Annotated in this window: 23 protein-coding genes and 1 pseudogene; 16 read left to right on the top strand and 8 right to left on the bottom strand. The window is 44.2% G+C overall.

The window, feature by feature from the left end; translation table 11 throughout:
* Positions 1–46: 46 nt before the first annotated feature.
* Both Vt282_RS14435 and Vt282_RS14430 read left to right on the top strand, forming a co-directional pair.
* Positions 47–1873 (top strand): formylglycine-generating enzyme family protein, encoded by a 1827-nt coding sequence (locus Vt282_RS14435; protein ID WP_162064519.1) that lies wholly within the window; start codon positions 47–49, stop codon positions 1871–1873.
* A gap of 324 nt (positions 1874–2197) precedes the next feature.
* Positions 2198–2895 (top strand): annotated as a pseudogene (locus Vt282_RS14430) (helix-turn-helix transcriptional regulator).
* Positions 2896–2906: 11 nt separating this feature from the next.
* On the opposite strand, the gene pdxH reads toward Vt282_RS14430, so the two are convergent.
* A complete protein-coding gene (gene pdxH / locus Vt282_RS14425; protein ID WP_162063829.1) occupies positions 2907–3542 on the bottom strand; it encodes a pyridoxamine 5'-phosphate oxidase in 636 nt (211 codons plus the stop codon).
* A 270-nt stretch (positions 3543–3812) separates the two neighbouring features.
* On the opposite strand from pdxH, the gene Vt282_RS14420 reads away from it, so the two are divergent.
* The 10 genes from Vt282_RS14420 (at position 3813) to sstT (ending at position 15515) form a co-directional block, all read left to right on the top strand.
* Entirely contained in the window at positions 3813–5204 is a 1392-nt protein-coding gene (locus Vt282_RS14420) for an HlyD family type I secretion periplasmic adaptor subunit (protein ID WP_162047765.1), read from the top strand.
* A 48-nt stretch (positions 5205–5252) separates the two neighbouring features.
* A complete protein-coding gene (locus Vt282_RS14415; protein WP_162047764.1) occupies positions 5253–5900 on the top strand; it encodes a transglutaminase-like cysteine peptidase in 648 nt (215 codons plus the stop codon).
* 5 nt (positions 5901–5905) lie between these two features.
* Positions 5906–7822: a bifunctional diguanylate cyclase/phosphodiesterase gene (locus Vt282_RS14410; RefSeq protein ID WP_162063828.1), complete on the top strand. Its 1917-nt coding sequence runs from the start codon at positions 5906–5908 to the stop codon at positions 7820–7822.
* 23 nt (positions 7823–7845) lie between these two features.
* Complete coding sequence (locus Vt282_RS14405) at positions 7846–9963, top strand: type I secretion system permease/ATPase (RefSeq protein ID WP_162047762.1); 2118 nt, start codon at positions 7846–7848, stop codon at positions 9961–9963.
* A gap of 359 nt (positions 9964–10322) precedes the next feature.
* Positions 10323–10949 carry a DUF2057 family protein gene (locus tag Vt282_RS14400; protein WP_162047761.1) on the top strand — a complete coding sequence of 209 codons (627 nt, stop codon included), beginning with the start codon at positions 10323–10325 and terminating at the stop codon, positions 10947–10949.
* Positions 10950–11143: 194 nt separating this feature from the next.
* Positions 11144–11569, top strand: a complete 426-nt coding sequence (locus Vt282_RS14395; protein ID WP_162047760.1) for a hypothetical protein — start codon at positions 11144–11146, stop codon at positions 11567–11569.
* Entirely contained in the window at positions 11566–12141 is a 576-nt protein-coding gene (locus Vt282_RS14390; RefSeq protein WP_162063827.1) for an SCO family protein, read from the top strand. The genes Vt282_RS14395 and Vt282_RS14390 overlap by 4 nt, the downstream gene beginning before the upstream one ends.
* A gap of 15 nt (positions 12142–12156) precedes the next feature.
* Positions 12157–12600, top strand: coding sequence for a copper chaperone PCu(A)C (locus Vt282_RS14385; protein ID WP_162063826.1), 444 nt, complete (start codon positions 12157–12159; stop codon positions 12598–12600).
* 225 nt (positions 12601–12825) lie between these two features.
* Positions 12826–13884, top strand: coding sequence for a ribosome small subunit-dependent GTPase A (gene rsgA, locus Vt282_RS14380; RefSeq protein WP_162063825.1), 1059 nt, complete (start codon positions 12826–12828; stop codon positions 13882–13884).
* 407 nt (positions 13885–14291) lie between these two features.
* Positions 14292–15515, top strand: coding sequence for a serine/threonine transporter SstT (sstT, locus tag Vt282_RS14375; RefSeq protein WP_162047756.1), 1224 nt, complete (start codon positions 14292–14294; stop codon positions 15513–15515).
* Positions 15516–15638: 123 nt separating this feature from the next.
* Here sstT and Vt282_RS14370 read toward each other — a convergent pair whose 3' ends face one another.
* Entirely contained in the window at positions 15639–16793 is a 1155-nt protein-coding gene (locus tag Vt282_RS14370; protein ID WP_162063824.1) for a tetratricopeptide repeat protein, read from the bottom strand.
* Positions 16794–17180: 387 nt separating this feature from the next.
* On the opposite strand from Vt282_RS14370, the gene nagB reads away from it, so the two are divergent.
* Positions 17181–17981, top strand: a complete 801-nt coding sequence (gene nagB / locus Vt282_RS14365) for a glucosamine-6-phosphate deaminase (RefSeq protein ID WP_162047754.1) — start codon at positions 17181–17183, stop codon at positions 17979–17981.
* Positions 17982–18088: 107 nt separating this feature from the next.
* Here nagB and Vt282_RS14360 read toward each other — a convergent pair whose 3' ends face one another.
* Positions 18089–18421 carry a GlpM family protein gene (locus Vt282_RS14360; RefSeq protein WP_162063823.1) on the bottom strand — a complete coding sequence of 111 codons (333 nt, stop codon included), beginning with the start codon at positions 18419–18421 and terminating at the stop codon, positions 18089–18091.
* A gap of 18 nt (positions 18422–18439) precedes the next feature.
* On the bottom strand, positions 18440–18796 hold the full coding sequence (locus tag Vt282_RS14355) for an acyl-CoA synthetase (protein WP_162047752.1): 357 nt from the start codon (positions 18794–18796) through the stop codon (positions 18440–18442).
* Between the two features lie 196 nt (positions 18797–18992).
* On the opposite strand from Vt282_RS14355, the gene Vt282_RS14350 reads away from it, so the two are divergent.
* Entirely contained in the window at positions 18993–19334 is a 342-nt protein-coding gene (locus Vt282_RS14350; RefSeq protein ID WP_162063822.1) for a hypothetical protein, read from the top strand.
* Here the strand turns inward: Vt282_RS14350 and Vt282_RS14345 are convergent, their stop codons facing one another.
* The gene (locus Vt282_RS14345) at positions 19335–20099 is read right to left on the bottom strand and encodes a ferredoxin--NADP reductase (protein WP_162063821.1); all 765 of its coding nucleotides are present in this window, start codon (positions 20097–20099) and stop codon (positions 19335–19337) included. It abuts the gene before it with no gap.
* 178 nt (positions 20100–20277) lie between these two features.
* Between Vt282_RS14345 and arfB the strand changes: the two genes are divergently transcribed.
* Positions 20278–20691 carry an alternative ribosome rescue aminoacyl-tRNA hydrolase ArfB gene (gene arfB, locus Vt282_RS14340; RefSeq protein ID WP_162048625.1) on the top strand — a complete coding sequence of 138 codons (414 nt, stop codon included), beginning with the start codon at positions 20278–20280 and terminating at the stop codon, positions 20689–20691.
* Positions 20692–20819: 128 nt separating this feature from the next.
* Here arfB and Vt282_RS14335 read toward each other — a convergent pair whose 3' ends face one another.
* Entirely contained in the window at positions 20820–21278 is a 459-nt protein-coding gene (locus tag Vt282_RS14335) for a YaiI/YqxD family protein (RefSeq protein WP_162047750.1), read from the bottom strand.
* A 411-nt stretch (positions 21279–21689) separates the two neighbouring features.
* Here Vt282_RS14335 and Vt282_RS14330 point away from each other — a divergent pair, with 411 nt between their 5' ends.
* Positions 21690–22994, top strand: coding sequence for a dicarboxylate/amino acid:cation symporter (locus Vt282_RS14330; protein WP_162063820.1), 1305 nt, complete (start codon positions 21690–21692; stop codon positions 22992–22994).
* A 103-nt stretch (positions 22995–23097) separates the two neighbouring features.
* Here the strand turns inward: Vt282_RS14330 and Vt282_RS14325 are convergent, their stop codons facing one another.
* Positions 23098–23490: a YkvA family protein gene (locus tag Vt282_RS14325; RefSeq protein WP_162063819.1), complete on the bottom strand. Its 393-nt coding sequence runs from the start codon at positions 23488–23490 to the stop codon at positions 23098–23100.
* A 418-nt stretch (positions 23491–23908) separates the two neighbouring features.
* Complete coding sequence (locus tag Vt282_RS14320; RefSeq protein ID WP_162064518.1) at positions 23909–25033, bottom strand: M20 family metallopeptidase; 1125 nt, start codon at positions 25031–25033, stop codon at positions 23909–23911.
* Between the last annotated feature and the right edge of the window lies 1 nt (position 25034).

The raw sequence follows: 25034 nt of genomic DNA, 5'->3' as shown, positions 1-25034 counted from the left end.
CGTTAAAATACTGAAATAGAATCAAAATTAAGATAGACATACGATGATGCGAACCCGTTTCTCGACTCTCTTTCTGGCGCTTGTACCTTGCTTTTATACAGGCAGTGCCTTGGCAGAAAATCCAACGAATTCTGTGACCGCGATAGAAGATCAGCTGTTCTCAAAGCATTCTGAACTAAAACAACTTCAGCAGACACAAAAAGAGCAACAAGCGATCGTCGTTCAACGCCAAATCGAACTGCAACAAATGACCAAGCAGGGAAAAGAGCTTGAAGAGAAGTTTCGCGCGTCAAAATCCGCATTAGATAGTAGTTATCAGCGCATGATCGATGATCCTTCTGTTGATATCGCTACCGTTCAAGCGGCTTACCAGCAAGCATGGAAAACGCTCAAACAAAATCAAACTGACCAGTTAAGTGCAAACCAAACGCTGGCTGAAGCAGAGCAACAATTACTCACGACTCAGAGTCAAATTCAAAGTATCGAGCAAAATATTGCTCAATTTAATGATTCCAAAGCCCGTGCTCGTGTCGATCGACTAAAACGCGAACTTGAAGCAGAACATCCGGTCAGCGTCAGTTTTACCAATCGCTGCCAAAGCAATATGACACTCGCACAGTGTGATATTCAAACACGTGAATTGGCGCTGCAAAAAGCGGTGAAAACCTTCCAATCACTGTTAGTTGACCAAACAACAGAAGCTGAGTTGGTAAAGAAAAATCTTAACCAAACCTCGCTTAATATTCACGTGTTACGCCACAAAGCAAACAAATCTGAATTCTATGACGGCGAACGCTACCGCGCATTAATTGATGCCACACTCGAGGCTCGACCAAGTGAGAGCGCCGCATGTACTCTGCTCGGTTTAGATAAAAAATACTGCTTTGAACCCGGCTATATCTCTGGCCAGCAATACAATGATGAACAAGAAATTGCATGGGTAACGCTTTCAGTGCGTTCAAACCAATTTGACGATCAAGTTTTTGTTGATGGCGTCTCCTATGGCAGCACACCAGTAGAAATTATGCTACCAATTGGTCAGCATCATATCGTGATCAAAAAAGAAGGCTTCAAATCTGTCGAGCAGTATATCGCCGTCAATGCTGATCGCAATTTCCGAGCAAATCTCAAGCAGAAGGCGAACACACTAAAAGCTGGAGAAAAGTTTGCAGACTTCCTTGGTAAAGGCGCTCAAGCACCACAACTTGTTACGGTGTTACCCGGTGAATACATGGTAGGAGAGCATGCTGCGAATCAATTTTTCCTTGATCATGCTTTCGGTATTGGTACCACGCCAGTCACTATTGGCGAATTCGACAGCTTCGTTCGTCAAACGGATTATCAAACCGATGCCGAACTCAAAAATACCTGTACAGCGCTTGAAAATGGTGAGGTAACTGCGGTTGAAAAACGTTATTGGCGCAACCCTGGATTCAAACAAGGCGCTAACTCCCCAGTGGTGTGTGTAAGCCGTAATGATGCTGAAGCCTACGCTAAATGGCTAAGCCAACGCACCGGTTTTCAATATCGCCTACCGACCGAAGATGAATGGGAAATTGCCGCCCGCGCAGGAAGCCAAGCTAATTATTGGTGGGGTCAACAATTCACCGCTGGAGAAGCAAACACTGGCTGGAGTAGCTCTCCATGGGCGAACACCAGCACCGCTCCTGTGAATGCATTTAAAGCTAACCCAATGGGCATTTACGATGCAGTCGGTAACGTTTGGCAATGGACGAATAGTTCACAGGGCATCGCTAAGGGCGGCGCATGGAACTTCTCACCAGAGAAAGCCGTTGCTCATGAACGTCTCTATTTGTCCCCTAGCAGTGCATCTAACTATGTTGGTTTTAGGGTAGTGAGAAAAATCAACTAGTTAAAATAACCAAAGAGATAATCTTGGCTAGTTCACAAATAACACAATAAGGAGGGATTTCCCTCCTTTTCTGTTTTTAAACCAAACGTTAAATTGCATTGAGTGGTTAGGCGCTCGGTGCCTAATTGCGGTATTGGGAGCTAATTACCAATACCTCTATCGCTCAGCTTACCCTCGCTGAGTCATAGAACCTCTTCTACACGTCGACAAGAGTTATTCTTGTATTTGCCAGATATTGACAAATATCTGGCTTTTTTTATTTCTCAAGAAATTAGAATGTCGTACCATTTAAAAACAACAGAACATTAGGTGAGATCAGTGAGTATGAATTTGGATTCGCTGGTTGATCAACTCCCAGGTTATTGGGGATGTAAAGATTTAAATTCCGTCTTTGTATGCGTCAATAAGGCCTTTGCAAAATTGATGGGATTTCAAAAACCTGCTGACATTGTCGGTCTTTCTGACCATGAGATTACAAGCCCAACCAATTGTTGCGCTGATGATTTTAGACAACAAGATAAGCTCGTTATCGACACACAATGCACAATTAAGGTTTTAGACATTCATCCATACCCTGATGGTAGTTGGCGAGCGCATATATTCAGCAAAAAACCGTGGTATAACAACCAAGGTGAGGTTCAAGGCAGTATCTTTTTCGGCCAAGAGTTATCCGACATCGCCATTCTCGAAGTCGGTCATTGGATTTGTCGAGCCACTAACCCTTCAATAGATACTAAGAAAATCCAGCTTTGCGCGTCTAATGACGAAAAACTGACTCAACGCGAGGAAGAAGCTCTCTTTTTACTGCTATATGGTAAAAAACCAACTTTCATCGCTGAAGCGATGGGTATATCAATCAAAACATTTGAGGGTATGTCGCTCGGTTAAGAAGCAAATTTAATGCGCACAGTAAAGCGCATCTTATCGAACTGGCATTTGAACGCGGTTATGGTTCTCAAATTCCTAAGACACTGCTAAAAACTCAAATTTCTGTCATTCTACATAGTGAAAACGCCGCATAATGCGGCGTTTTTTACGGAGCGAGACGGTCAATATCCCACTTTTCGTTATCTTGGGAATAAATGAAGCGGTCGTGCAAGCGATGTTCACCACCTTGCCAAAACTCGATACTAACCGGGCGAATGCGATAGCCGCCCCAAAAGGATGGTACTGGAATTTCGCCATTAGCAAATTTCTGTTTCAATTCTAGAAATTTACCTTCCAAGACACCACGCGCTGAAATACGGCTGCTCTGCTTACTTGCGATCGCTGCAATTTGGCTATCTTTAGGGCGCGAAGTGAAGTACTTCATGTTTTCTAGCGCTGTCAGCTTTTCTGCTACACCGATAACGTTGACTTGTCTTTCGATTGGGTGCCAAGGAAAATGTAAACTGACTTTTGCATTATGCTCGATATGTTGTGCCTTGCGACTCGACAAATTGGTGTAAAACACAAAGCCATCTTGATCGCAGTGTTTCAGTAATACAATACGTTGATAAGGTTGGCCATTTTCATCTACTGTTGCCACAGTCATCGCAGTTGGATCGGTTAACTTAGCGTCGATCGCTTGCTGTAACCAAAGATTAAATTGCTCAACCGGATTACTCATTAAATCCTTACGACGTAAACCTCCCTTAAGGTACTCACGTCGAATATCTTCCAGTTCCATATTCACTCCTGAACATTTTTTCGTGATTGTGCGCCCATATTGTTGATAACTCAAGTATACCTTCGAATCAGAAGCTAGACTTAATGGATATATAACCACCAATCGTCCTTTGATTGGTATCAAGCATAGTAAAAACGAATACAATCATTGCTTAAATACGCATAAAGTTAGAACAATCTATTAATGACAAGTTCACAGCAAAGCATTAACATTTATTCATTAAGTCAACAAAATCAGATAAATGCTTATCATCTATGCTAGGGAATTAAAATGAGCAAACGCAGTTATAACCGTCTCAGTTCCGATGAACTAGACTACGTCGATGATAAAACCGCTGCGCTGTTGCTTAACACACCGAGTAGCGCGCGCATCATGCTTTGGTTGATGTTGCTGTTTTTCTTGATTGCAATTGCTTGGGCCTCTTGGGCTGAAATTGACAAAGTCACGGTAGGGCAAGGTAAAGTTGTACCCTCTTCTCAAGTTCAGGTGATTCAAAACTTAGAGGGTGGCTTAGTCAAAGAGATATTAGTCCAAGAAGGGGAGCAAGTAGAAAAAGGCCAACAATTACTGTTAATCGATGACACGCGCTTTCGCTCTGATTTTCGTGAACGAGAACAACAGGTCGCGAACTTAACCGCGAATGCAATTCAGCTCTCTGCATCACTTGCTAGCGTCACCATTAACGAAAATTTTACTAACAAAAATTGGCAGGATAACGTCGAAATTAACTATGGCAAACTCTCCTACCCTGATGATTTTAAGAAGGATCAACCAAGGTTAGTGGCACGACAAACTGCAGAATACCGTCAAGATTTAAACGAACTACGTAACCAAATATCGGTTATTGACCAACAAGTTAAACAAAAACAACAAGACTTAATTGAAATTCAAGCACGTGTACGCAACCTTCGCGAGAGCTATAACTATGCACGTAAAGAGCTGGAAATTACTCGCCCGTTAGCAGAAGAAGGCGTCGTTCCTCGTATTGAGTTGCTCAAACTACAACGACAGGTGAATGACACGCGCCGCGAGATGACATCAAGTGAATTGAAAGTGCCTGTATTGCGCTCAGCGATTCAAGAAGCGATGCTGAGTCGAATTGATACCGCGCAAAAGTTTCGCTCAGCGCAACAAGAAAAGCTAAATGAAACTCAAGATAGACTATCCGCGATGAGTGAATCAACCGTTGGTCTACAAGACAAAGTGAATCGTACCGTCGTGGTTTCGCCTGTTACCGGCACGGTCAAAACGCTAAACGTTAATACTGTCGGTGGCGTGATTCAACCAGGTATGGACATCGTTGAGATCGTTCCAAGTGAAGACACCTTGTTAGTAGAAGCCAAGATTGCGCCACAGGACATCGCTTTTTTACGCCCAGGGTTACACGCGATAGTTAAATTTAGTGCCTATGACTTCACCAAATACGGAGGTCTAGAGGGCGTACTTGAACACATTAGTGCCGATACCACAACCGACGAAGAGGGTAACAGCTTCTATCTGGTTCGTGTACGCACCAATGAAACATCACTCAATAAAGATGCATCATTGCCGATCATTCCGGGTATGACGGCCTCTGTGGATATTATTACCGGTAAGCGAACCGTGATGGACTATTTACTTAAACCCATTCTCAGTGCCAAAGACAACGCACTAAAAGAATAGAGGTAAAAACAATTGCGCTACTCACTCAAACGTCTCGGAACTTTTGGTATGAGTTTAGTTTTGTTACTAACCACAACGCACTCTCAAGCGCTGAACCGACAAGAACAGCGCTTAGTGGAGACGGTCACCCGTATCTACGGTGATCGCGCAGGAATGCGTGTGACTACGTGGCGCACAGAAATGCGAGTATACCAAGGGCTAAATGAGAGAGAGCAACTGACACGAGTGAATCAGTTTTTTAACCAACTGAACTTCGTCAATGACGATCGCTTGTGGGGAAAAAATGATTACTGGGCAACACCTCTAGAATTTCTCGGCAGTAACGCGGGGGATTGTGAGGATTTCACCATTGCGAAATATTTTTCTCTGCTCGAACTTGGAGTCTCAGATAAGAAACTTCGACTGGTGTATGTTAAGGCGTTGAGCCTGAACCAATTTCATATGGTTTTAGCTTACTACTCCAGCCCAAGTGCTGAACCCCTGATACTCGATAACATTAACCCTGAAATAACCACCGCGACTAAGCGGCGTGATCTACTGCCAGTGTACAGTTTTAACGGTAGTAACTTGTGGTTAATGAAGTCACAAAATGGACAACTGGCAGGGAAGTCTTCTCGGCTAAGTTTATGGAATGATCTCAGAGCAAGAGAGAAATCACTCCAATTACGGAAACCAATAATAAATTACGATGAGTAACGACTATGACTCTACACAAACAGCTTGTCGCAGGGATGATAGCAGTAACGATTATGTTACTCATATCCACCTTCGTTATCGAATTTACTACAACACGGAACTTTCTAGAGCAACAACAACGGTCTGAGGTCAATAATACGATCAATACGGTAGGCTTAGCCTTAGCGCCTTACCTACAAGATGAGGATCACGTTGCCGTTGAGTCCGTGATTAATGCTCTGTTTGATGGCAGCAGTTACTCTAAGGTTCGTCTTGATTTTCTCGATAGTGATGAGGAAATCGTTCGCTCCTATCCTATCAAACCCAGTAATGTTCCTGGATGGTTCGTCGCACTTGGGCTTTTCCAACCGATTCATGATAGCCGCGTCGTAACCAGTGGCTGGATGCAATTAGCCGAAGTTGAGATCGTGAGCCACCCAGGTGGGGCCTATCAACAGCTTTGGGTCGCCTTCAAAGACCTTGTCATTGTATTTTGCATTATTTCGTTGATTGGTCTTTTTGCCATTTCAATTCTGCTTAAACGCGCATTACAGCCGTTAGATTTCATCGTTAGTAAAATGAAGCAAGTGGCGAAGAATCAGTTTGGTGAGCCATTGCCGTTACCTAAAACTACCGACTTAATCAGTGTGGTTGAGGGTATTAATAGCATGTCATCTCAATTGGAAGAGACGTTCAAAGCTCAAGCAAAAGAAGCTCAGCAGTTGCGTGAACGTGCCTACATCGACCCAGTATCAAATTTGGGTAACCGCGCTTATTACATGAGCCAGCTTAATGCATGGCTCAATGAAGGTGCGTTTGGTGGCGTGGCGCTGTTAGAAGCCAATTTTATTAAAGACCTCTACGAAACCAAAGGGTATGAGGCTGGTGACAAAATGGTCAGAGAGTTGGCTGACCATTTGAAAGTCGCAATCAGCAGTAACAACGTATTAGTTGCACGAATCTCATCTGATGAATTTGGTTTTATCATGGCCAATATGGATGAAAGTGAACTCAAAATACTGGCGGAAAGTATCGTCACTTTTGTCAGCGACCTCGATGCAGACCCAACCGGAATGGCCAAAGCCAATGCGGCTCTGGGGGTAGTACACAATTCGAGTAGTTGCTCAGCGTCTCACATACTTACTTTGCTCGATAACGCTCTGGCAGACGCCACTTCAAACCCAGAACTAACCTATGGCTACATCACCAGTAATGATTCACGTACCCTGATGGGTAAACAGCAGTGGAAATTATTGGTTGAAGAGGCCATCAACAACGATTGGTTTGCATTTCGTATGCAACCTGCCAATTCGATTCATGGCAAAACCTATCACTATGAAATGTTTAGTGCGATAGAGACAGGCGGTAATCGATACAGTGCGAATCAATATCTGTTTGCACTTGAGCAACTTAACGCCAGCCACATTTTTGATGAATACGTTATTTCATCAGTGATCGAAAAACTCAAGAATGAAAAAGATTCTATCGCTGCGCCTATCGCGATCAACATTGCACAAAACAGTATTGATCAGCCAAGCTTTATTCGTTGGGTTACTCAGCAGTTAAGTAAGAACCAACACATCGCTCCGTTGATTCATTTTGAAATTCCGGAGAACTGTTTCGTTCAAACTCCGCATCACACCGCTCTATTCTGTAATGCTGTCAGAGGTGCTGGTGCCGATTTTGGTGTTGACAACTATGGTCGAAACTTCCAGTCTTTGGACTACATCAACGAGTTCCGCCCAACTTACGTCAAACTCGACTATCTGTATACGCATCACTTAGAAGATGAAAAGCAGAAGTTTACTCTTACTTCTATCTCCAGAACTGCGCATAACTTAGGCATTACAACGATTGCTTCTAGGGTGGAAACTCAGACCCAGCTTGATTTCCTATCTGAGCACTTTATTGATGTATTCCAAGGCTATATTGTCGACAAATAAACTCATTGCAAAGGCCGTAATGTATGCAAGACCCGTTATTAAATTCGCTAATCTACATCAGTCGTTATTACGGATTAGCGAACTCTCCTGAAGCATTGATAAATGGCTTGCCATTATCAGAAGGCAAGCTCACGCCTTTTCTATTTCCACGCTCAGCAGAGCGTGCAGGCCTTGTCGCAAAAGAAAATCGCTGTGAACTCGAGAAGATTTCCGCTTTAGTTTTACCTGTAGTGCTATTGCTCAAAGGGGGGGATGCCTGCGTACTCAATAGCATTAACCTAGAAAAACAAGAAGCCGAGATCGTAACGGGTGAATCTGGCTTAGTGCCAATTTCCATCAGTTTTGACGAGCTCAAACAGCTCTATATCGGACGCTATTTTCTAGTTAAAAAGCAATTTCGCTATGATGAGCGCTCCCCTGAAGTACTAAAAACCAAACAAGGACACTGGTTTTGGAGCACATTGTGGCAATCAAAAAACATCTACCGAGATGTACTGATCGCCTCCATTCTAATCAATCTATTTGCTGTTGCCGCGCCGATGTTTACGCGCTTGGTGTACGACAAAGTGGTGCCCAACCTAGCCTTTGAAACCTTGTGGGTTTTAGCTAGCGGTATCTTTGTTATTTTCTTATTTGACCTCGTACTCAAGCTCATGCGCAGCTATTTTATCGATGTCGCGGGTAAGAAATCTGACATTCTAATTTCCTCAAAATTGTTCAGCAAAGTGCTTGGCATCCGCATGGAATCACGCCCACCATCAGTGGGCGCGTTTGCACGCCATCTGCAAGAATTTGAATCCATCCGGGAGTTCTTTACTTCTGCCACTATCGGCTCATTGATTGATCTGCCGTTTGCATTATTGTTCCTACTATTAATTTGGCTCATGGCAGGCAACCTTGTGCTTGTTCCAATTGCTGGTGTTGTGATTCTCATCATTTACTCACTCTTAATTCAAGGACCTCTGCGCAGAGCAATTGAAGAAGGCTCGCGCCTCGCCTCGCAAAAATATGCCAACTTGATTGAAAGCCTTGCCGGTCTTGAAACAGTGAAATTGTTCGGCGCGCAGAGCCAGTTCCAATTCCGCTGGGAAGAAGCAGTCGCCCACATGGCAAACTGGAATATTAAGAGCCGCAGAATTACCGACAGCATCCAAAACACAGCGGGTTTTGTTCAACAAGCATCTAATGTCGGCATGATCATCTTTGGTGTGTATTTGATTGCGGATGGCAATCTGACCATGGGTGGTTTGATTGCAGCTACCATGTTGAGTGGCCGTGCTATTAGCCCTATGGTGCAGTTATCAGTGCTCTCAGCCCGTTACAACCAAGCAAAATCGTCAATGACGATCATCGAACAAGTGATGTCGATGCCTGATGAGCAAGAAGAAGGCAAACGCTACATTCACCGACCAATTGTGCAAGGTAAAATTGAACTGGATAACGTGACCTTCCACTACCCGGAGTCCCCAATTGCTTCCATTCGCAATCTAAGCATGACGATCAATCCGGGCGAAAAAGTCGCAATCATTGGTCGTATCGGCTCAGGAAAAACCACCCTTGAACGCTTGATCTTAGGATTATATAAACCAACTGAAGGACACGTTCGAATCGATGACACCGATATCGATCAGCTTCATCATATCGATATTCGCCGTAACATCGGTTGTGTACCTCAAGATTACCATCTGTTCTATGGGTCTATTCGTGACAACATCACGCTCGGTCGCCCACTTGCCGATGACAGAGATGTCATGGATGCGGCCAACCGCGCAGGTGTAACCGTCTTTACCCAACAAGACCCAGCGGGCTTAGAGCGCCAAGTTGGTGAAGGTGGTCAGCTATTGTCAGGAGGTCAACGCCAAGCAGTATCAATCGCTCGTGCAATTTTAGGTCGTCCACCGGTACTGTTAATGGATGAACCAACCAGCGCGATGGACAATCGTTCAGAAATGCATATTAAGCAACAATTGGCACAATTGAAAGAGACTGAGACACTCATTCTTATCACGCATAAAACCTCAATGCTCGATGTGGTTGATCGAGTTATCGTGATGGAGAAAGGTACTGTTATTGCAGACGGTCCAAAAGCTGAAGTGTTGAGCAACCTGATGCAAGGTAAAGTCAGAGCCGCTAGCGCGTAACTAAACACAATACTCTCCACCGAATACCAACACTACGCCCTAACTTATGGGCGTAGTGTTGTTTTGAGGCAAGACAAAAACAACGTATGTGATAACGTGACTCAGTCCGCTATTTTTACGATTACTCAACGAGTTAATAGTGTGAGTGTCTACAATCAAAAGGCGCTATCTATCTGTTGTCTGTTTTGCGATATTGAAAAATGAATTTTCAGTTAATTTTTAGTGAACAACCAGACAAAGCAAAGAGTCTATAGGTAGAATCAAGCACTTAAAATTTGGCTAGTTCTGGCGTGTCATCAATGACTAAGGAGAGCGCTCAAGCTTGCTAGCAAACAAACTTGCTGTATTAAGGAATAATAATGAAAAATCTCGTTTTACTTATTTCAACTCTGTTTATTTCAACCAACGTACTCGCTCAAGTGACAATTGAAATACCAGACACGATTCAAGTACTCGCCGTCAATGCGGAAAAGCCTCAAGTTGAAGGTGGTTTATTTAGCTCAACAAAAACACTGAATCTCGCTGATGGTGAAAACCAAGTGGTATTTCGCTATTCCCCTTATTTCAGTCAGGGTAACGATCGCGTAATTGTCGACAGTGAAGCGGTCATTACGAAATTTGATGCGGCAAACCAAACATTCACTTTTGAGTTGCCAGAATACAAAAATGCCAACCAAGCAGAAAAGGTTATTGGTGAATGGCAAGTTAAGTTGCTTAACCAACAAGGCCAACCTCTAGCGCTAAAACAAGACATATTACGTAAAGACGGCCTACAAATTGGTCGAGACTACGTACTAGAATCAGAAGCTTACAACCGCACAACGGGTATCGCTGCACTCTCTACAGGTATTGTTGCGACACAAGCCCTTCCGGCTGCTGATGTTAAGGTAGACGCCAATACGGCAGAAGAGATGCTGCATTTTTGGTATCAAAAAGCGGATGCTGAAACACGTGCGAAATTCAAACAATATGTCAATCAACAATAGCTGATTCATCACAATAGCAACTCAGAAAATGTTGAGATAAAACGGGCGTTAATAACGCTCGTTTTTTTGTATGTATCACTACTTGTCTTTATTTTCACAATGACATCAAACACATAATCACCACAAAAACAACCCAACAAAACATCAACATGCTAACATCAAATTATATTCATTAACTTTAATGTGTAAGTTGTATGTCAAATGCAATCAAAGGATTCGCTGTCGTATTGGCACTCGTAGTTGGCTTCTTCGCCCAAGATATATTGTCTCTGCAAGCAGCCCCCGCAAACAAAACACTAGCGGAACACTGTCAATTATCCACCCAGCCCTGTGAGCAGAGCAATGTGGTGGTCACCATTAGCCAAGACACGGCTCAACCTTTACTGCCTGTCACTATGGTTGCCCAATGGCCTAATTCTGCGGCGGAAACACTATCGTTAACCTTACATGGTTACGAAATGGATATGGGCAACGCACGCTTTACACTCAACAAAGCAGATTCCCAGCAGTTTAGCGGAGAGGTACTGCTGCCAGGTTGCACAAGCAAAGAGATGACTTGGATTGGTCAGCTCACTGATGGCAAACAATCAATCGATGTAGCGATAAGGATGGCACGATGAGCAAAAAATGGGGGGCAATTTTAGTTGCTGCGTTTCTACTTGGCTTTGGATTGAAAAAGTTCATCGCATCTTCCGAGTCACCCGTTCCAGCAGCGAATAACAGCGCGACTTTTACCAGTGCTAACCAACAAGGGGTAGATTTATATGACCTCGATGATTCGCGTGTACGTATCGTATATTTTGGTTTTACTCACTGTCCTGATGTCTGCCCGACTTCCCTTGCAATGCTATCAGCAGCACTAAAGCAAATTGATGAATCGCAGTTAAACCAAATTCTCCCTTTATTTATTACCCTCGATCCTGAGCGAGATACGCCAGAAAAAGTGCATCAGTATTCCCAGTACTTCCATCCAAATATTGTTGGACTTTCAGCCCCCATCGACACAGTTAAACCCATTGCAGAGAAATATGGCGTCGTCTTTCAGCGCACTGAGCTTAAAGATTCTCAGTTGCAATACACCATCGATCATAACTCCTATTTCTATTTCCTTAAGCCCAATGGTGATCTCATCACCAAGGTACCTCATACACTCAACCCGGCGCCACTGGTGGCCGCAATCCAACAACTCTAATAACAAGGGGGATACATGATACGTAAACACCTATTTTTTGCTGCCCTACTGCTGACTCCATTGGCAAACGCAGCCAGCGTTGTCTTTGAGCACCCTTACGCTCGCGCAACGCCACCACATGCAGCCACCAGCGCGGTGTTTGTCGAAATCATCAACCAAAGCGACAACGATAAAGCCATCATCTCTGTGAGCACACCTGTAGCAGGTAAAGTCGAGCTACACGACGTGATTAAAGATGGTGATATGATGAAGATGCGCCAAATTGAGCAAGTGTTGCTGCCTGCAAACAGCCAAACGACCCTCAAACCTGGTAGCCTGCACATTATGCTATTTGATCTCACCAAGGCGCTGACCGAAGGAGAGAGTATTGAGGTAAGCGTTCGCTTTGACGATGGAACATCACAAACGTTTATGGCACCGATTAAAAAAGTCATGAGTGGAATGAAGCACCATCATTAATTATTACTGGGTGAGAAAAGAGGAGGGTTTAGCCCTCCTCTTTTTTATTGCTCATGATATGCTCAAGTTGCGAATTTGTTCAGGATAAACAATCGCTGAGCTTCGTTGACAAGACGATGGTGAGAAAGGAGCTCTCACTTGCTACCTACCACTGTCGATATCGATTAACTCGGTCAATAACACGACCCTAAACGACATGTAGAATGCACGCCCTCGGGATTTAAAATGACTTCAAATGCCAATTCCACTTATTCAATAAACCAAATTGGTTGGAACAATTTATTTCAGCAGCAACTCACTCTCGATGATCTTGAACACAATCAGATGGCACGCGTAAGCGAACACCACCGCAGCGGATACACACTTTTATCCGAGCAAGGTGCCATCAATTTGGCTATCCATAAAGCACTTCCTAGTATGACGGTAGGCGATTGGGTGGTACTTGATGCCCAAGGTCAGTTTATTCGTTTATTGGAAAGACAGTCGCTATTTAGTCGCAAAGCAGCGGGTGAAAAAGTCGCAGAGCAATTAATCGCGGCGAACGTAACCACTGTGTTTATCGTTTGCTCGCTCAACGATGATTTCAATCTGAACCGCATTGAACGTTACCTCGCAATCGCACATGATGCCGATGTAGAGCCTGTTGTCGTGCTTACCAAAGCGGATCTATGCAGCGATGCCGAAGAAAAACGCGCATCGGTTCAAGCGCTTGATCCTATGCTATTTATCGAGACTTTAGACGCTCGTGATGCAAACCAATGTCACCAACTATCTAGTTGGTGTAAATCGGGTAAAACCGTCGCATTTATGGGTTCTTCAGGTGTGGGTAAATCAACCTTAGTGAATGGCTTACTCGGTGAAGATACGCAACTTACTGGTGCGATTCGTGAAGATGACAGCAAAGGTCGCCACACCACGACTAGCCGTTCTCTGCATATTCTACAAACTGGCGGCGTATTGATCGATACCCCGGGAATGCGCGAAATCCAAATCCACGATTGTGCTGATGGCGTAGAACAAACCTTTGGTGACGTTCAAGCGACCATTGAGCGCTGCCGCTTTAGTGATTGTAAGCATCAAAATGAGCCAGGTTGTGCCGTGATTCGCGCTCTAGAGTCCGGAGAACTGGATCCACGTCGCGTAAACAACTATCAAAAGTTAATGCGCGAACAAGCTTGGAATGGTGCTTCGCTAGCAGAACAGCGTTCTAAGAGTAAACAATTTACTAAGTTCGCTCGTTCAGTTCAGAATGAAAACCGCTCACGTAAAAAAGAGTTTAATTAAACCTTACCTGAGTGAGTGAAAGTACCATGCATGACTAGGGCGTCTTCGTACTGACACGTATTCCATATTCAATAAGGGGCACAGCCCCTTATTATTTTACAAATTCTCGATATTGATGAAATATTGTTTCAAACCAACACAGAACAACCAATTAACATATCAACCTAAATTAATTCTAGACATATCAGCTACAAGGGATAGTATTGTTCGTCTAGTTATAGTTTGTAACAAATATCTTATCAAACTAGATGGTAGCCGCATTAAGTTTCATATTTGTTATCTATTGCAACATAGATAACCAAAGCGGAATTGAGGTGCAGCTCCAAACACCAAAAACCATGACTAGGATTTAAGACCATTTCATCTTAAAACAGTCATTCCATTATAAGCAAAATGCAGGATTTATTATGCTTCACAACTCATTATTAGGTCGATTAGCCAGAGGTAATCTGGTTCTTCAGATTTTGGCCGGTATTGTACTCGGTGTTATTCTCTCGTTAGTATCGCCTGAACAAGCGATCAACGTAGGTATGTTAGGTCAACTCTTTGTTGGTGCGTTAAAAGCCGTTGCGCCAATTCTAGTATTCATTCTGGTTGCCGCATCAATTGCCAACCAAAAGAAAAACCAGCACACCTACATGCGCCCAATTGTGGTGCTATATCTATTCGGTACTTTTACCGCAGCATTGACCGCCGTAACGATGAGTTTCCTTTTCCCGACGACTCTAACTCTCGTCTCCGGTGCTGAAGGTGCAACACCACCACAAGGTATTGCAGAAGTTCTTAATACTCTGCTATTCCAACTGGTTGACAACCCAATCAATGCTCTGAAAAACGCGAACTACATCGGTATTCTTGCGTGGGCGGTTGCTCTAGGTTTGGCACTGCACCATGCATCAGCATCGACGAAAGCTCTGTTTGAAGACTTAAGCCATGGCGTGTCACAAATTGTACGCTTTATCATTCGCCTAGCACCATTCGGTATCTTTGGCTTGGTAGCGTCTACTCTTGCAACAACCGGCTTCTCAGCACTAGCAGGCTACGCGCATTTGCTCGCGGTTCTACTAGGTGCAATGGCGATTATCGCATTGGTTGTTAACCCACTTATCGTGTTTGTTAAGACGGGTGAAAATCCATACCCACTCGTACTTCAATGTCTACGTGAAAGTGGCGTAACTGCGTTCTTCACTCGCTCATCAGCAGCAAACATTCCAGTCAACATGGCGCTGTGTGAAAAGCTTAAATTAGACGAAGATACTTACTCTGTTTCTATTCCGCTAGGCGCAACGATTAACATGGCGGGTGCTGCGATTACTATCACAGTGCTAACTCTTGCTGCGGCGCATACACTGAACATTCAAGTTGACCTACTAACAGCACTACTGTTGAGTGTGGTTGCGGCTATTTCAGCGTGTGGTGCTTCAGGCGTTGCAGGTGGTTCACTACTACTTATTCCGCTTGCGTGTGGTCTATTCGGTATTCCAAACGAAATTGCGATGCAAGTGGTTGCGGTTGGTTTCATTATCGGTGTTATTCAAGACTCTGCTGAAACTGCACTAAACAGCTCAACTGACGTCATCTTTACTGCTGCCGTATGTAAACAAAAGCAAAAACAAAATAAACCAAGCTAATCCATACGCTGCACACAACATCTAAACGAAAAGGCTGCCAATGGCAGCCTTTTTATTTTTTGAACGTTCTAACAACGCAAGCGATAGTCATCAGCCATCACATCAACGCCTAGCGCCGACCTCTCACATGGTGCGGTTGCTGTCCATTGGAGACTCTGAATAATTCAAAGTCGTAGTCACTGGAGGCACAGATGATTCATTGCTGAGCATCTCATCTTCAATCTGTTCATCACTTGATAATTCATCAGTGAGATTGGTAGATGGAAGATCGTATGCCTGATAATCCATATCGCGTTTATAAAGACGATTAAGCGCCTTGATCAACGCATGTTTGCCTACTTTGTTTTCTCGCACGCGTTTTAGCATAGGTTTGGCCAATGCCTGTAAACCCACAACAGTATCGACGCTGATGGTGAGCGAAATTTTATCGCGCATTTCACGCGCATCTTCATCACCTAGTTGACCCGCTAAGAAAAGCCAAATATAGGCGATATATTTTCCCGTCCCGCCCGCTTCCGACCACACGTGGCCTAGTTGTAGCATCGCAGGGGTATAACCCTTTTCACCAGCACGTTCTAACCAGTAACAACCCTGCATAAAATCAGCCTCAACACCGATTCCGTTGATATAACTCAGGCCCAGCTTCATTCGACCTTCATTGCTCTTAAGCTTGGTTGCTTGTAAATACCATTCAAATGACAGCTGTGGATCTGGGTGCGGATTGTTTTCCGCGATAAACCAATTCCCTAAGAACAGCATCGCAGGCAAATGGTGCATCAGCGCAGCCTCTTCCATAAACAGATAGGCTTTTTCTATGTTTTGCTCAACACCTCTGCCCAAAAATAGCGCCTCTGCAGCGTCATATTTTGCCGAGAGATCGCCTTCCATTGCGGCAACGGCCATACGCCAAAATTTCGCTTGCTGGCGTAACACCATATCTTCACTCATCCGCTCACTGATGCGAATAATGCCATACATACCAATCACATTATCTTGCATAGCGGCTTTGTGATACCAATAGAGTGCCTTACGTAAATTCGTGCGTTCTTCTTCTTTGGCAAGATATAGAATCATCGTAATATCGCCAGCTTCGGCTCTTCTTAAACGATCTTCTTGCTCTTGCTTTCGATCATGCTCAATCGCTTTACGATAGGCACTATCCCGTTGTCTTTTTTCTCTATCCAAGCGCTTTTGTCGCATCGAGAGCGCCAACATCCATGCAAACAGCAGTAATAACAGTAATCCGGTCGCACCAATGGCGATACCCATTAAATTCATTCGTTTTTTTCACACGTCAGGTTAAACACTGATATACCAACCCTCATATTGACCAATCACAGCTATCATTGAGCTGTAATGACAAAAATAAGTGGAAGATGCTGATATAAATAAGAATATGCCAATTGACTCAATATAGCGATCTTGTTTGTCGGCTTATTTGATTTTCACCTTGTATAATCGACGCCCCAATGTTTCGATGTGAAAAATATCCTTTCGAAACATAACTACATCACCGAGATGCAAACGTATACTTGTGCCAAATATCACCAATCATCAAAAGAAATATCAAAATTTGACCTAAAACAATAGCGAAGCATGGGTACTTATTTTATAATGCGAATTAATGTATACCAAACACCAAATTCTAATTATCAGGGGAAAAAAATGAGACTTATCCCGCTTCAACAAGCAGCACAAGTAGGTAAATGGGCAGCAGCGCACATTGTTAAACGCATTCACGATTTCCAACCAACTGCAGAGCGTCCATTTGTTCTAGGTCTACCAACTGGCGGCACACCACTAGCAACATACAATGCACTGATCGAAATGTACAAAGCGGGCGAAGTTAGCTTCCAAAACGTTGTGACTTTCAACATGGATGAGTACATCGGTATTCCAGCGGATCACCCAGAGTCATACCGTTCATTCATGTACAACAACTTCTTCAAACACATCGATATTCAAGAAGAAAACATCAACCTGCTTGACGGTAATGCGCCTGACCACGAAGCGGAATGCAAACGCTACGAAGACAAAATTAAGTCTTACGGTCGCATCAACCTATTTATGGGTGGTGTAGGCAACGATGGTCACATCGCATTTAACGAGCCTGCGTCTTCTCTATCTTCACGCACTCGTATTAAGACGCTGACTGAAGACACTCGTATTGCAAACTCTCGTTTCTTTGACGGCGACATCAACCAAGTACCAAAATACGCACTAACTATCGGTGTTGGTACTCTACTTGATTCTGAAGAAGTAATGATTCTGGTAACTGGCCACAACAAAGCACTTGCTCTAGAAGCAGCAGTTGAAGGCAGCGTTAACCACCTATGGACAGTATCTGCACTTCAGCTACACCCTAAAGCAGTAATCGTATGTGACGAACCTTCAACTCAAGAGTTGAAAGTGAAAACAGTTAAGTACTTTACTGAGCTAGAAGCAGAGAACATCAAAGGTTTCTAATTCTTAGAAGTTTGAATTCTGGTAAGTATACAAAAGGAGGCCATTGCCTCCTTTTTTGTTATCTAAACGCCATCAGTATGCGAGACGAATACCTTTCGATACCTTGCTCATCGCGTCCAGAAATAAAGCAGTACTGCTGCGGAAATCACCCATACCACAGTTGCCAATAACAATGTGCTGTACAGATTAAAACGATAGCTTAATAGATAAGCCGCCATTAAATATGCAGCATAGGGTAACAACGAGAACAAACCGAATTGCGCGGTTTCACGTAAAGCTTCCATTCCCTTTTCTTGGCCAACAATAAAATGCGCAATCAAGGCAAACGTTGGAAAAAGTGGCACTAAGCCTGCGATATAAAAATGAGGAGTACGCGACAATAGGGCAATAATTAAAACAGCGAGAGCACCCAAAGAGCTTTTAAGGAAAAGAGCCGTCATTATTTAAATATGACTCCTTTAAGCCAAATTATAAAACAGTTCATCATCGGTCATGTATTTGTGTTTTTTACCCAAATTGCGAATATGCATAAACATAAACTCAGGAAAGCCCGGCGCTAAGAGAGAGTTTGGCTCCCAGCACACGCCACCGATAAAGATGTAACGCCCTTGTTTATCGTCGTCGTGTAGTGAATTGTTAAGCGGTGTTGATAATTCGGCGCGCACGCCTTCTACTACACACACAATCTGCCCTTTTGCGACACCAATAACCCGATTAACGAGGTTAGCTTTCATGCCACATTTCCAGGCTTGTCTCGTTGCCATCTCAAAGCCGACTTTCGGCACACCTTTTTGCACGTTAACGATCAAATTCATCTGTGGCACTCCATTATTCGCCTAGTGACCACCTTAACGCGTATTGCCAACACAAAACGAGCTGAAAAGCAGAAATATTCTCACTTGGTGAAAATAGTGCATACATCAAACAAGGATATCCAACTTATTTCAACACAATTAAATCAGCGCAGCTGTCTATACTTTAACCATAATAAACGCTCGCGAGACGCTGATAATGAAAAGCCTTATTTTTTCCATGTTACTTCTTACTACATCGCCGGAGTCTACTGGACCAGACTCTTTACCCATGAAGTGCCTGCTACTTGACTCTAAAGACACCTTTTTGTTTTACCGCAGCCAATTGGTCTATGGCAGTGAACAGTTTGTGATTTTTCAAAACTTTAAAGGCCGAGTCGTTTCTCAGGTTGATATGAAGACAGGAGAGATGATACGTACCACGTACCTCGGGCATGAATTCAAGCCCAGTTATCAAATACTAAAAGGCCGCTGTGATGAAGTTCAGCATGTGCTTGAATTTTGGTCGTTGGATCAAGTCCCTTTTGATCAACGCCCCTGACTACCAATAGCGTTCAAAGACGATATTGCCAGGTTCAGCGGAGCGGTGTTTAGTCAGTCCTAACCCCAATAGAATCTTGGTGGTATCTTTGATCATCTGTGGATTGCCACACATCATCACGAAGCTATCGTCAGGGGCGAAATCAGCGCGACAATGCTGCATTAAGTGTTGCTGCTCAATTAAGTCTGTTACGCGTCCATTCAATGCACCACTAACATTCTCTCTCGATACTATCGGTTGATAGACAAGACGTCCTTGGTACTGGTCAACTAACTGATTGATTAAGTAACGATAAACCAAATCGGTTTCTTTGCGCACGCCATGAACCAACACCACTTTCTCGCAAGCAGGACGAAAACTTATGTCATCAAGTAAGGACAAAAACGGACCGATTCCCGTCCCGGTAGAGAGCAACCATAAGGTCTTCGTATGTTTGGGAATGGTATCGAAAACTAAGTCGCCATGCGCCGATTGTGCCACATACAGCGAGTCCCCTTTTTGCAGTTGGTGTAACTGAGGGCTTAGCTGCCCATCGGGATCAGTAATAATCAAAAACTCCAAGACATCTGAAGTGGTGAGCGGAGCGTTGACTAATGAATAGGCCCGAGCGACCAGTTTTCCGTCACTATCTGGCAGCGCTAACTTGGTAAATTGCCCTGCTTTAAAATTTAACTGCGCACCAGTAACACGAAGGCTAAACACACGATCATTCCACTCGGTTCTATCTTGTACGATTGCTGATTGGAAACCCGAAAAATCCGTCATTATTGTCCTCCATCTTGCACGCTTACTGATTTAGTTATCTTTACGTATCAAACTAAATATAGACTAATTACCCAGAAGGTATTGCACGCTCTAATCCTGACGAGCGCTATGAAAACGTGTAAACTTGGGCCGATTTTTACGCTACATCCTAAGGTTATTTGGTTACGCATCTATGATTATTGTTACGATTTCAAATAACGTCGCACTGCATGATTGGGAAATTCAGTTATCGGCTATACGTGCTCAAGGCGCTGGCGGACAAAATGTGAATAAGGTATCGAGTGCGATTCATTTGCAGTTTGATATCAACCGCTCTGCGTTGCCGGATAGTTACAAACAACGCCTGCTCGCACTTAATGACTCACGTATCTCGAAAGATGGTGTGATCACGATTAAAGCGCAACAGTACCGCACTCAAGAGCAAAATAAGGAAGATGCGTTAAATCGCTTAGCTGAACTTATCCGAAGCGCCATGGTGGTACAAAAAGCCCGCAGAGCAACGCGCCCTACACGAGCTTCCAAAGAACGAAGATTAAAAGCCAAAGGGCTCAAGAGTCAGACGAAATCCCTGCGTGGGCGAGTCAGGGATTAATAGACTACCGTGATTTGCAAAGATGCTCTCTCATACATAACGAATGAAAGAAAAGGTATGGGGAAATGAACAACGCCTCTCAAATCGATGATCACTGCGTTTGTGACCGCAATGATCTCAGTAACCGATTATTTATTCGCGCGTTGCCATTGTAGTAGCCATTTATCTAATTGATTGGCAAATTGCTGACGATCAGCTTGGTTTAACGGTGCTGGACCACCGGTTTGAATGCCACTGCTACGCATAGTTTCCATAAAATCACGAATATTAAGGCGTGACTTAATATTGTCTTTGGTAAACAACTCACCACGTGAGCTCAGGGCGTGACCACCTTTCGTGATGACTTCGTCCGCCAGCGGAATATCACTCGTAATGACTAAATCGCCTGCTTCAGAGCGTTTCACAATTTCATTGTCAGCAACATCAAAACCCGCTTGAACTTGCAACATGGTAATGTTGCTTGCTGCAGGCGTGCGAATAAATTGGTTAGCGACAAGCGTCACCTCTACACCAGTACGCTGTGCAGCACGATATAAAATGTCTCTGATCACTACAGGGCAAGCATCTGCATCCACCCAAATTTTCATTGGCCGTTTCTCTCAATTCTGAATTCTCGCTATTGTAACCACTTCGTCAATGGATACCTATGACTATTCAATTTTGTCTGCCGACTAAGACAAACTAACTATGCACGCTTAGCAGTAAAACTTCGCCTAAAATCACCAAAATTCATTAACTTGCAAAGAAAACAATCAATTTATTGAGATATCCAATTGAACTCACCTGAGAATTACTCGATTTTTCCGTGATTCAATTCAACATACAGCCATCAAATAGACACAAAATGCACATTTAATATGAAATAAATCACACTTAGTTAGTGAGTTTGATCACATTCATAACCATTCAGAAACCTTTTTTCTTCTAAATTTACCAATTCCACTGCTAACCTCCTGCTCCTCCCCATTGGAGGGGCAAAACTATAAGGAGTGTTCTCAATGAATACCAAGAAACCTATGTCGTTAACCGGCCGAGTAATTTTGGGCATGGTTGCGGGTATCTTGACGGGCTTTGTTATTCGAGCCCTGTTTGCTGACAACGGATTTGTCGATGAGTATGTAGTAAACGGATTATTTGAAGTTGGCGGACAGATTTTTGTCGCTAGCTTGAAGATGCTAGTGGTACCGCTAGTGTTTGTCTCTTTGGTGTGTGGCACCAGCTCTCTTAAAGACCTTTCAACTCTTGGCCGTATGGGTGGTAAGACCCTCGCTTTCTATATTGCGACCACGGCTATCGCGATTACCTTAGCTCTGACGATGGGTACGCTATTCCAGCCAGGCGCTGGCGCCGATCTCACCGCAGCGAGCACTTTCCAGTCAGCTGAGGCTCCGTCACTGGGTCAAGTGATCATCGATATGTTCCCAACCAACCCGATCAGTGCAATGGCTGAAGGTAAAACCCTGCAAGTGATTGTATTTGCGGTTCTGTTTGGTATTGCCATCAGTGCTGCTGGTAAGCCGGGTGAACGCATCGCTGACTTCTTCTCCGATCTCAACGAAGTGATCATGAAGCTAGTGGCGATTTTAATGAACCTAGCGCCATTTGGTGTGTTCTTCTTAATGGCAAAACTGTTCACTGATATTGGTTTAGGTGCAATCATTAACCTCGCAGAATACTTCTTAGTACTCGCAGGGACTCTATTGCTACATGGTCTTGTAACCTACAGCGTAATGTTAAAAGGCTTTACTGGCCTTAGCCCGATCACCTTCCTACGTAAGATGGAAGATGCCATCATGTTCGCCTTCTCAACGGCTTCATCAAACGCCACCATTCCAGTAACGATGGAAACAGCAAAGCACCGCATGGGCGTCGAGAACCGCGTTTCATCATTTACTATCCCATTGGGCGCAACTGTCAACATGGATGGCACCGCAATCATGCAAGGTGTCGCGACAGCCTTCATCGCTCAGGCATTCAATATTGATCTCACGATGATGGATTACCTAATGGTGATCATGACGGCGACATTGGCATCAATCGGTACCGCAGGCGTTCCGGGTGTCGGCCTAGTCATGTTGGCGATGGTATTAAACCAAGTTGGTCTGCCACTTGAGGGCATCGCGCTAATCATGGGTGTTGACCGACTATTGGATATGATTCGCACAGCGGTGAACATCACTGGTGACAGTGCTGTAACGATTATTGTCGCGAAATCAGAAGGCGCACTTGATGAGGCACGATTTAATGATCCGCAAGCGGGCGTGGCCGAAGAAGAAGTGCAGCTCAAACGAGCTCAAGTGTAGTCTGTCTCACTTACAGTAGCTCAATGCGATTAACGTCAAAAACCACCGCAAGCGGTGGTTTTTTATTGCACGAACATGAAATGCTAACATGCTATCAAGGTAATTAAGACTTTGTCATTGAGTGCCATTTATCACGTGCTTGTTGTTCGTGCTCGTCAGTGATTGCGTTGCCCACTGAATTTGCGGCCAATGTTAAAGCGGCCATATCGTCAGTAAAACCCACCCCAGCCATCACATCTGGTACCATGTCGGTTGGTAAAACAAAATACGCCAGCGCACCGCCAAGCACCGCTTTATGGCGCACGGAAGTGTTAGAGTCAGCAACTGCAAGCCAAGATTTTATCCCCATCACAGCAAGCTCTTCACCTGCTCGCTTGGCGGATGTTTTCATCTTGTGCCAAAACGTTTTCTCATCTGGCGCAGGGGCTTGTGATTGCTCGAGCTCTAAGGCAACACCTTGCTCGAGATTCACATTGTCATTGGTTAATGAGGTCATCTATTTCTCCTCACTCTATCTAATTTGAGTTCTATTTATACCCAAGTAACCTCAAGGTGCTTGGTTCAGCGAGAATGCCTTGGTTTGCAGGCAAGGCAACGAATTGAAGATCTAGTGGTTCTAAATCAAAAATCGTTAACGAAGTGTGCGAGCCAAGGCAACTCGCCCTTCGGGAGCGTGTCAATGCTTCAATTTCGGTGTCAAACGACTTGGAAATAGTTCACTATTTCGCTGCATCGTTTTCCTGGAACTTAAATCAATGACAACGCTCTGAATCCTGCATCTTGAAGTCACTTGGGTATATGTGTTTAAGCTTAGATGCGCCAAGATGAACCCAAGATTAATCAAGACAAAAAAATCCCCAAACCGAAGTTTGGGGATTGATATTAGGGGAACTTTGACTAAATTTTAGAGCTTATTAAGCCGCGATTTTCTCAAGCACACGCATCAATAGACGAATACGAGGCTCAATTGAATCTAATTGAAGATACTCAAGATCGCTGTGGAAACCTGCACCAATTGGACCAAGGCCATCTAGTGTCGGAACGCCTAGAATCGCCGTGTTGTTCGCATCAGAACCGCCGCCAACTTCTTGCCAACCAATGGCAATATCTAGCTCTTGTGCAGACTCTTCAACCAATGCCATCAGCGCATGAGTTTTCTCGCTAGCAACCATTGACGGCTTGTACGTTTCACGCTCCATCTCAATTGAAACGCCATCAACAAATGGCTGAGCCATCATTGCGTTCAATTTCGCGTCAACTTCAGCGTACTCATCGTTGTTCCAGAAACGTACGTCAACCAATGCCGTTGCGTGATCAGGAACGATGTTCACGCCAGTACCGCCATTCACAACACCCACATTCAGCGTAGTGCCTGACTCAAAGTTAGTCATTGAGTTGATAGCCAGAATCCAGTTCGCTAGCTCAGTGATTGCACTGCGACCCGCTTGCGGATCGTTACCTGCGTGCGCAGCTTTGCCAGCGAAAGTTAGCTTGTAACCAGCTAGACCTTTGCGAGCTTTAACTAGGCTACCGTCAGCACGTGCTGCTTCTGCAACCAATACATTGCGCGCAGTTTTAGCCACTGATTGAATCCATTCTACTGAATCTGTTGAGCCCGTCTCTTCATCTGGGTTCATGCAGATACAGATTGATAGCTTATCCAATACCGCTTGATCTAGGTTACGCATCGCGTAAACCATGTTTAGCAGACCAGATTTCATGTCTGATACGCCAGGGCCGTAAGCTTTTTCTGCATCCGTTGTCATCGGGCGAGCAGCCGCAGTGCCAACTGGAAATACGGTATCCATGTGACCGATTAGCATCACGTCAATAACGTCAGCTTGTGGCTGGTTGCGGATTTCTAGACCAACGCCTGCTTTGCCGCAATCAACACGTTTCACACTCCAACCCGCCATTTCAGCAAATTTTGCTTCAAATTGAGCCGCGATAAATTCGATACCTTCTAGGGTGTAAGTACCACAATCCACATCGATTAGCGGACGCAGTTCTTCTAGGTATTGTTCAACTGAAAAGTTCATC

The sequence above is a fragment of the Vibrio taketomensis genome (assembly GCF_009938165.1).
GTDB classification, from domain to species: domain Bacteria; phylum Pseudomonadota; class Gammaproteobacteria; order Enterobacterales; family Vibrionaceae; genus Vibrio; species Vibrio taketomensis.
Note: the sequence above shows the minus strand (reverse complement) of the source record. Positions and strands in the feature narration are given on the sequence as shown.

Coding starts and splice junctions, on each gene's coding strand:
- Vt282_RS14355 (WP_162047752.1), bottom strand. CDS start 18,796: ATGAATTTGATCGTTAACGTGCAAAAAGGTGTGCCGAAAGTCGGCTTT.
- rsgA (WP_162063825.1), top strand. CDS start 12,826: ATGACTTCAAATGCCAATTCCACTTATTCAATAAACCAAATTGGTTGG.
- Vt282_RS14330 (WP_162063820.1), top strand. CDS start 21,690: ATGAATACCAAGAAACCTATGTCGTTAACCGGCCGAGTAATTTTGGGC.
- pdxH (WP_162063829.1), bottom strand. CDS start 3,542: ATGGAACTGGAAGATATTCGACGTGAGTACCTTAAGGGAGGTTTACGT.
- Vt282_RS14410 (WP_162063828.1), top strand. CDS start 5,906: ATGACTCTACACAAACAGCTTGTCGCAGGGATGATAGCAGTAACGATT.
- sstT (WP_162047756.1), top strand. CDS start 14,292: ATGCTTCACAACTCATTATTAGGTCGATTAGCCAGAGGTAATCTGGTT.
- Vt282_RS14415 (WP_162047764.1), top strand. CDS start 5,253: ATGAGTTTAGTTTTGTTACTAACCACAACGCACTCTCAAGCGCTGAAC.
- Vt282_RS14385 (WP_162063826.1), top strand. CDS start 12,157: ATGATACGTAAACACCTATTTTTTGCTGCCCTACTGCTGACTCCATTG.
- Vt282_RS14320 (WP_162064518.1), bottom strand. CDS start 25,033: ATGAACTTTTCAGTTGAACAATACCTAGAAGAACTGCGTCCGCTAATC.
- Vt282_RS14370 (WP_162063824.1), bottom strand. CDS start 16,793: ATGAATTTAATGGGTATCGCCATTGGTGCGACCGGATTACTGTTATTA.
- Vt282_RS14390 (WP_162063827.1), top strand. CDS start 11,566: ATGAGCAAAAAATGGGGGGCAATTTTAGTTGCTGCGTTTCTACTTGGC.
- Vt282_RS14325 (WP_162063819.1), bottom strand. CDS start 23,490: ATGACCTCATTAACCAATGACAATGTGAATCTCGAGCAAGGTGTTGCC.
- Vt282_RS14395 (WP_162047760.1), top strand. CDS start 11,144: ATGTCAAATGCAATCAAAGGATTCGCTGTCGTATTGGCACTCGTAGTT.
- nagB (WP_162047754.1), top strand. CDS start 17,181: ATGAGACTTATCCCGCTTCAACAAGCAGCACAAGTAGGTAAATGGGCA.
- Vt282_RS14435 (WP_162064519.1), top strand. CDS start 47: ATGCGAACCCGTTTCTCGACTCTCTTTCTGGCGCTTGTACCTTGCTTT.
- Vt282_RS14350 (WP_162063822.1), top strand. CDS start 18,993: ATGAAAAGCCTTATTTTTTCCATGTTACTTCTTACTACATCGCCGGAG.
- Vt282_RS14360 (WP_162063823.1), bottom strand. CDS start 18,421: ATGACGGCTCTTTTCCTTAAAAGCTCTTTGGGTGCTCTCGCTGTTTTA.
- Vt282_RS14420 (WP_162047765.1), top strand. CDS start 3,813: ATGAGCAAACGCAGTTATAACCGTCTCAGTTCCGATGAACTAGACTAC.
- Vt282_RS14335 (WP_162047750.1), bottom strand. CDS start 21,278: ATGAAAATTTGGGTGGATGCAGATGCTTGCCCTGTAGTGATCAGAGAC.
- Vt282_RS14405 (WP_162047762.1), top strand. CDS start 7,846: ATGCAAGACCCGTTATTAAATTCGCTAATCTACATCAGTCGTTATTAC.
- Vt282_RS14345 (WP_162063821.1), bottom strand. CDS start 20,099: ATGACGGATTTTTCGGGTTTCCAATCAGCAATCGTACAAGATAGAACC.
- Vt282_RS14400 (WP_162047761.1), top strand. CDS start 10,323: ATGAAAAATCTCGTTTTACTTATTTCAACTCTGTTTATTTCAACCAAC.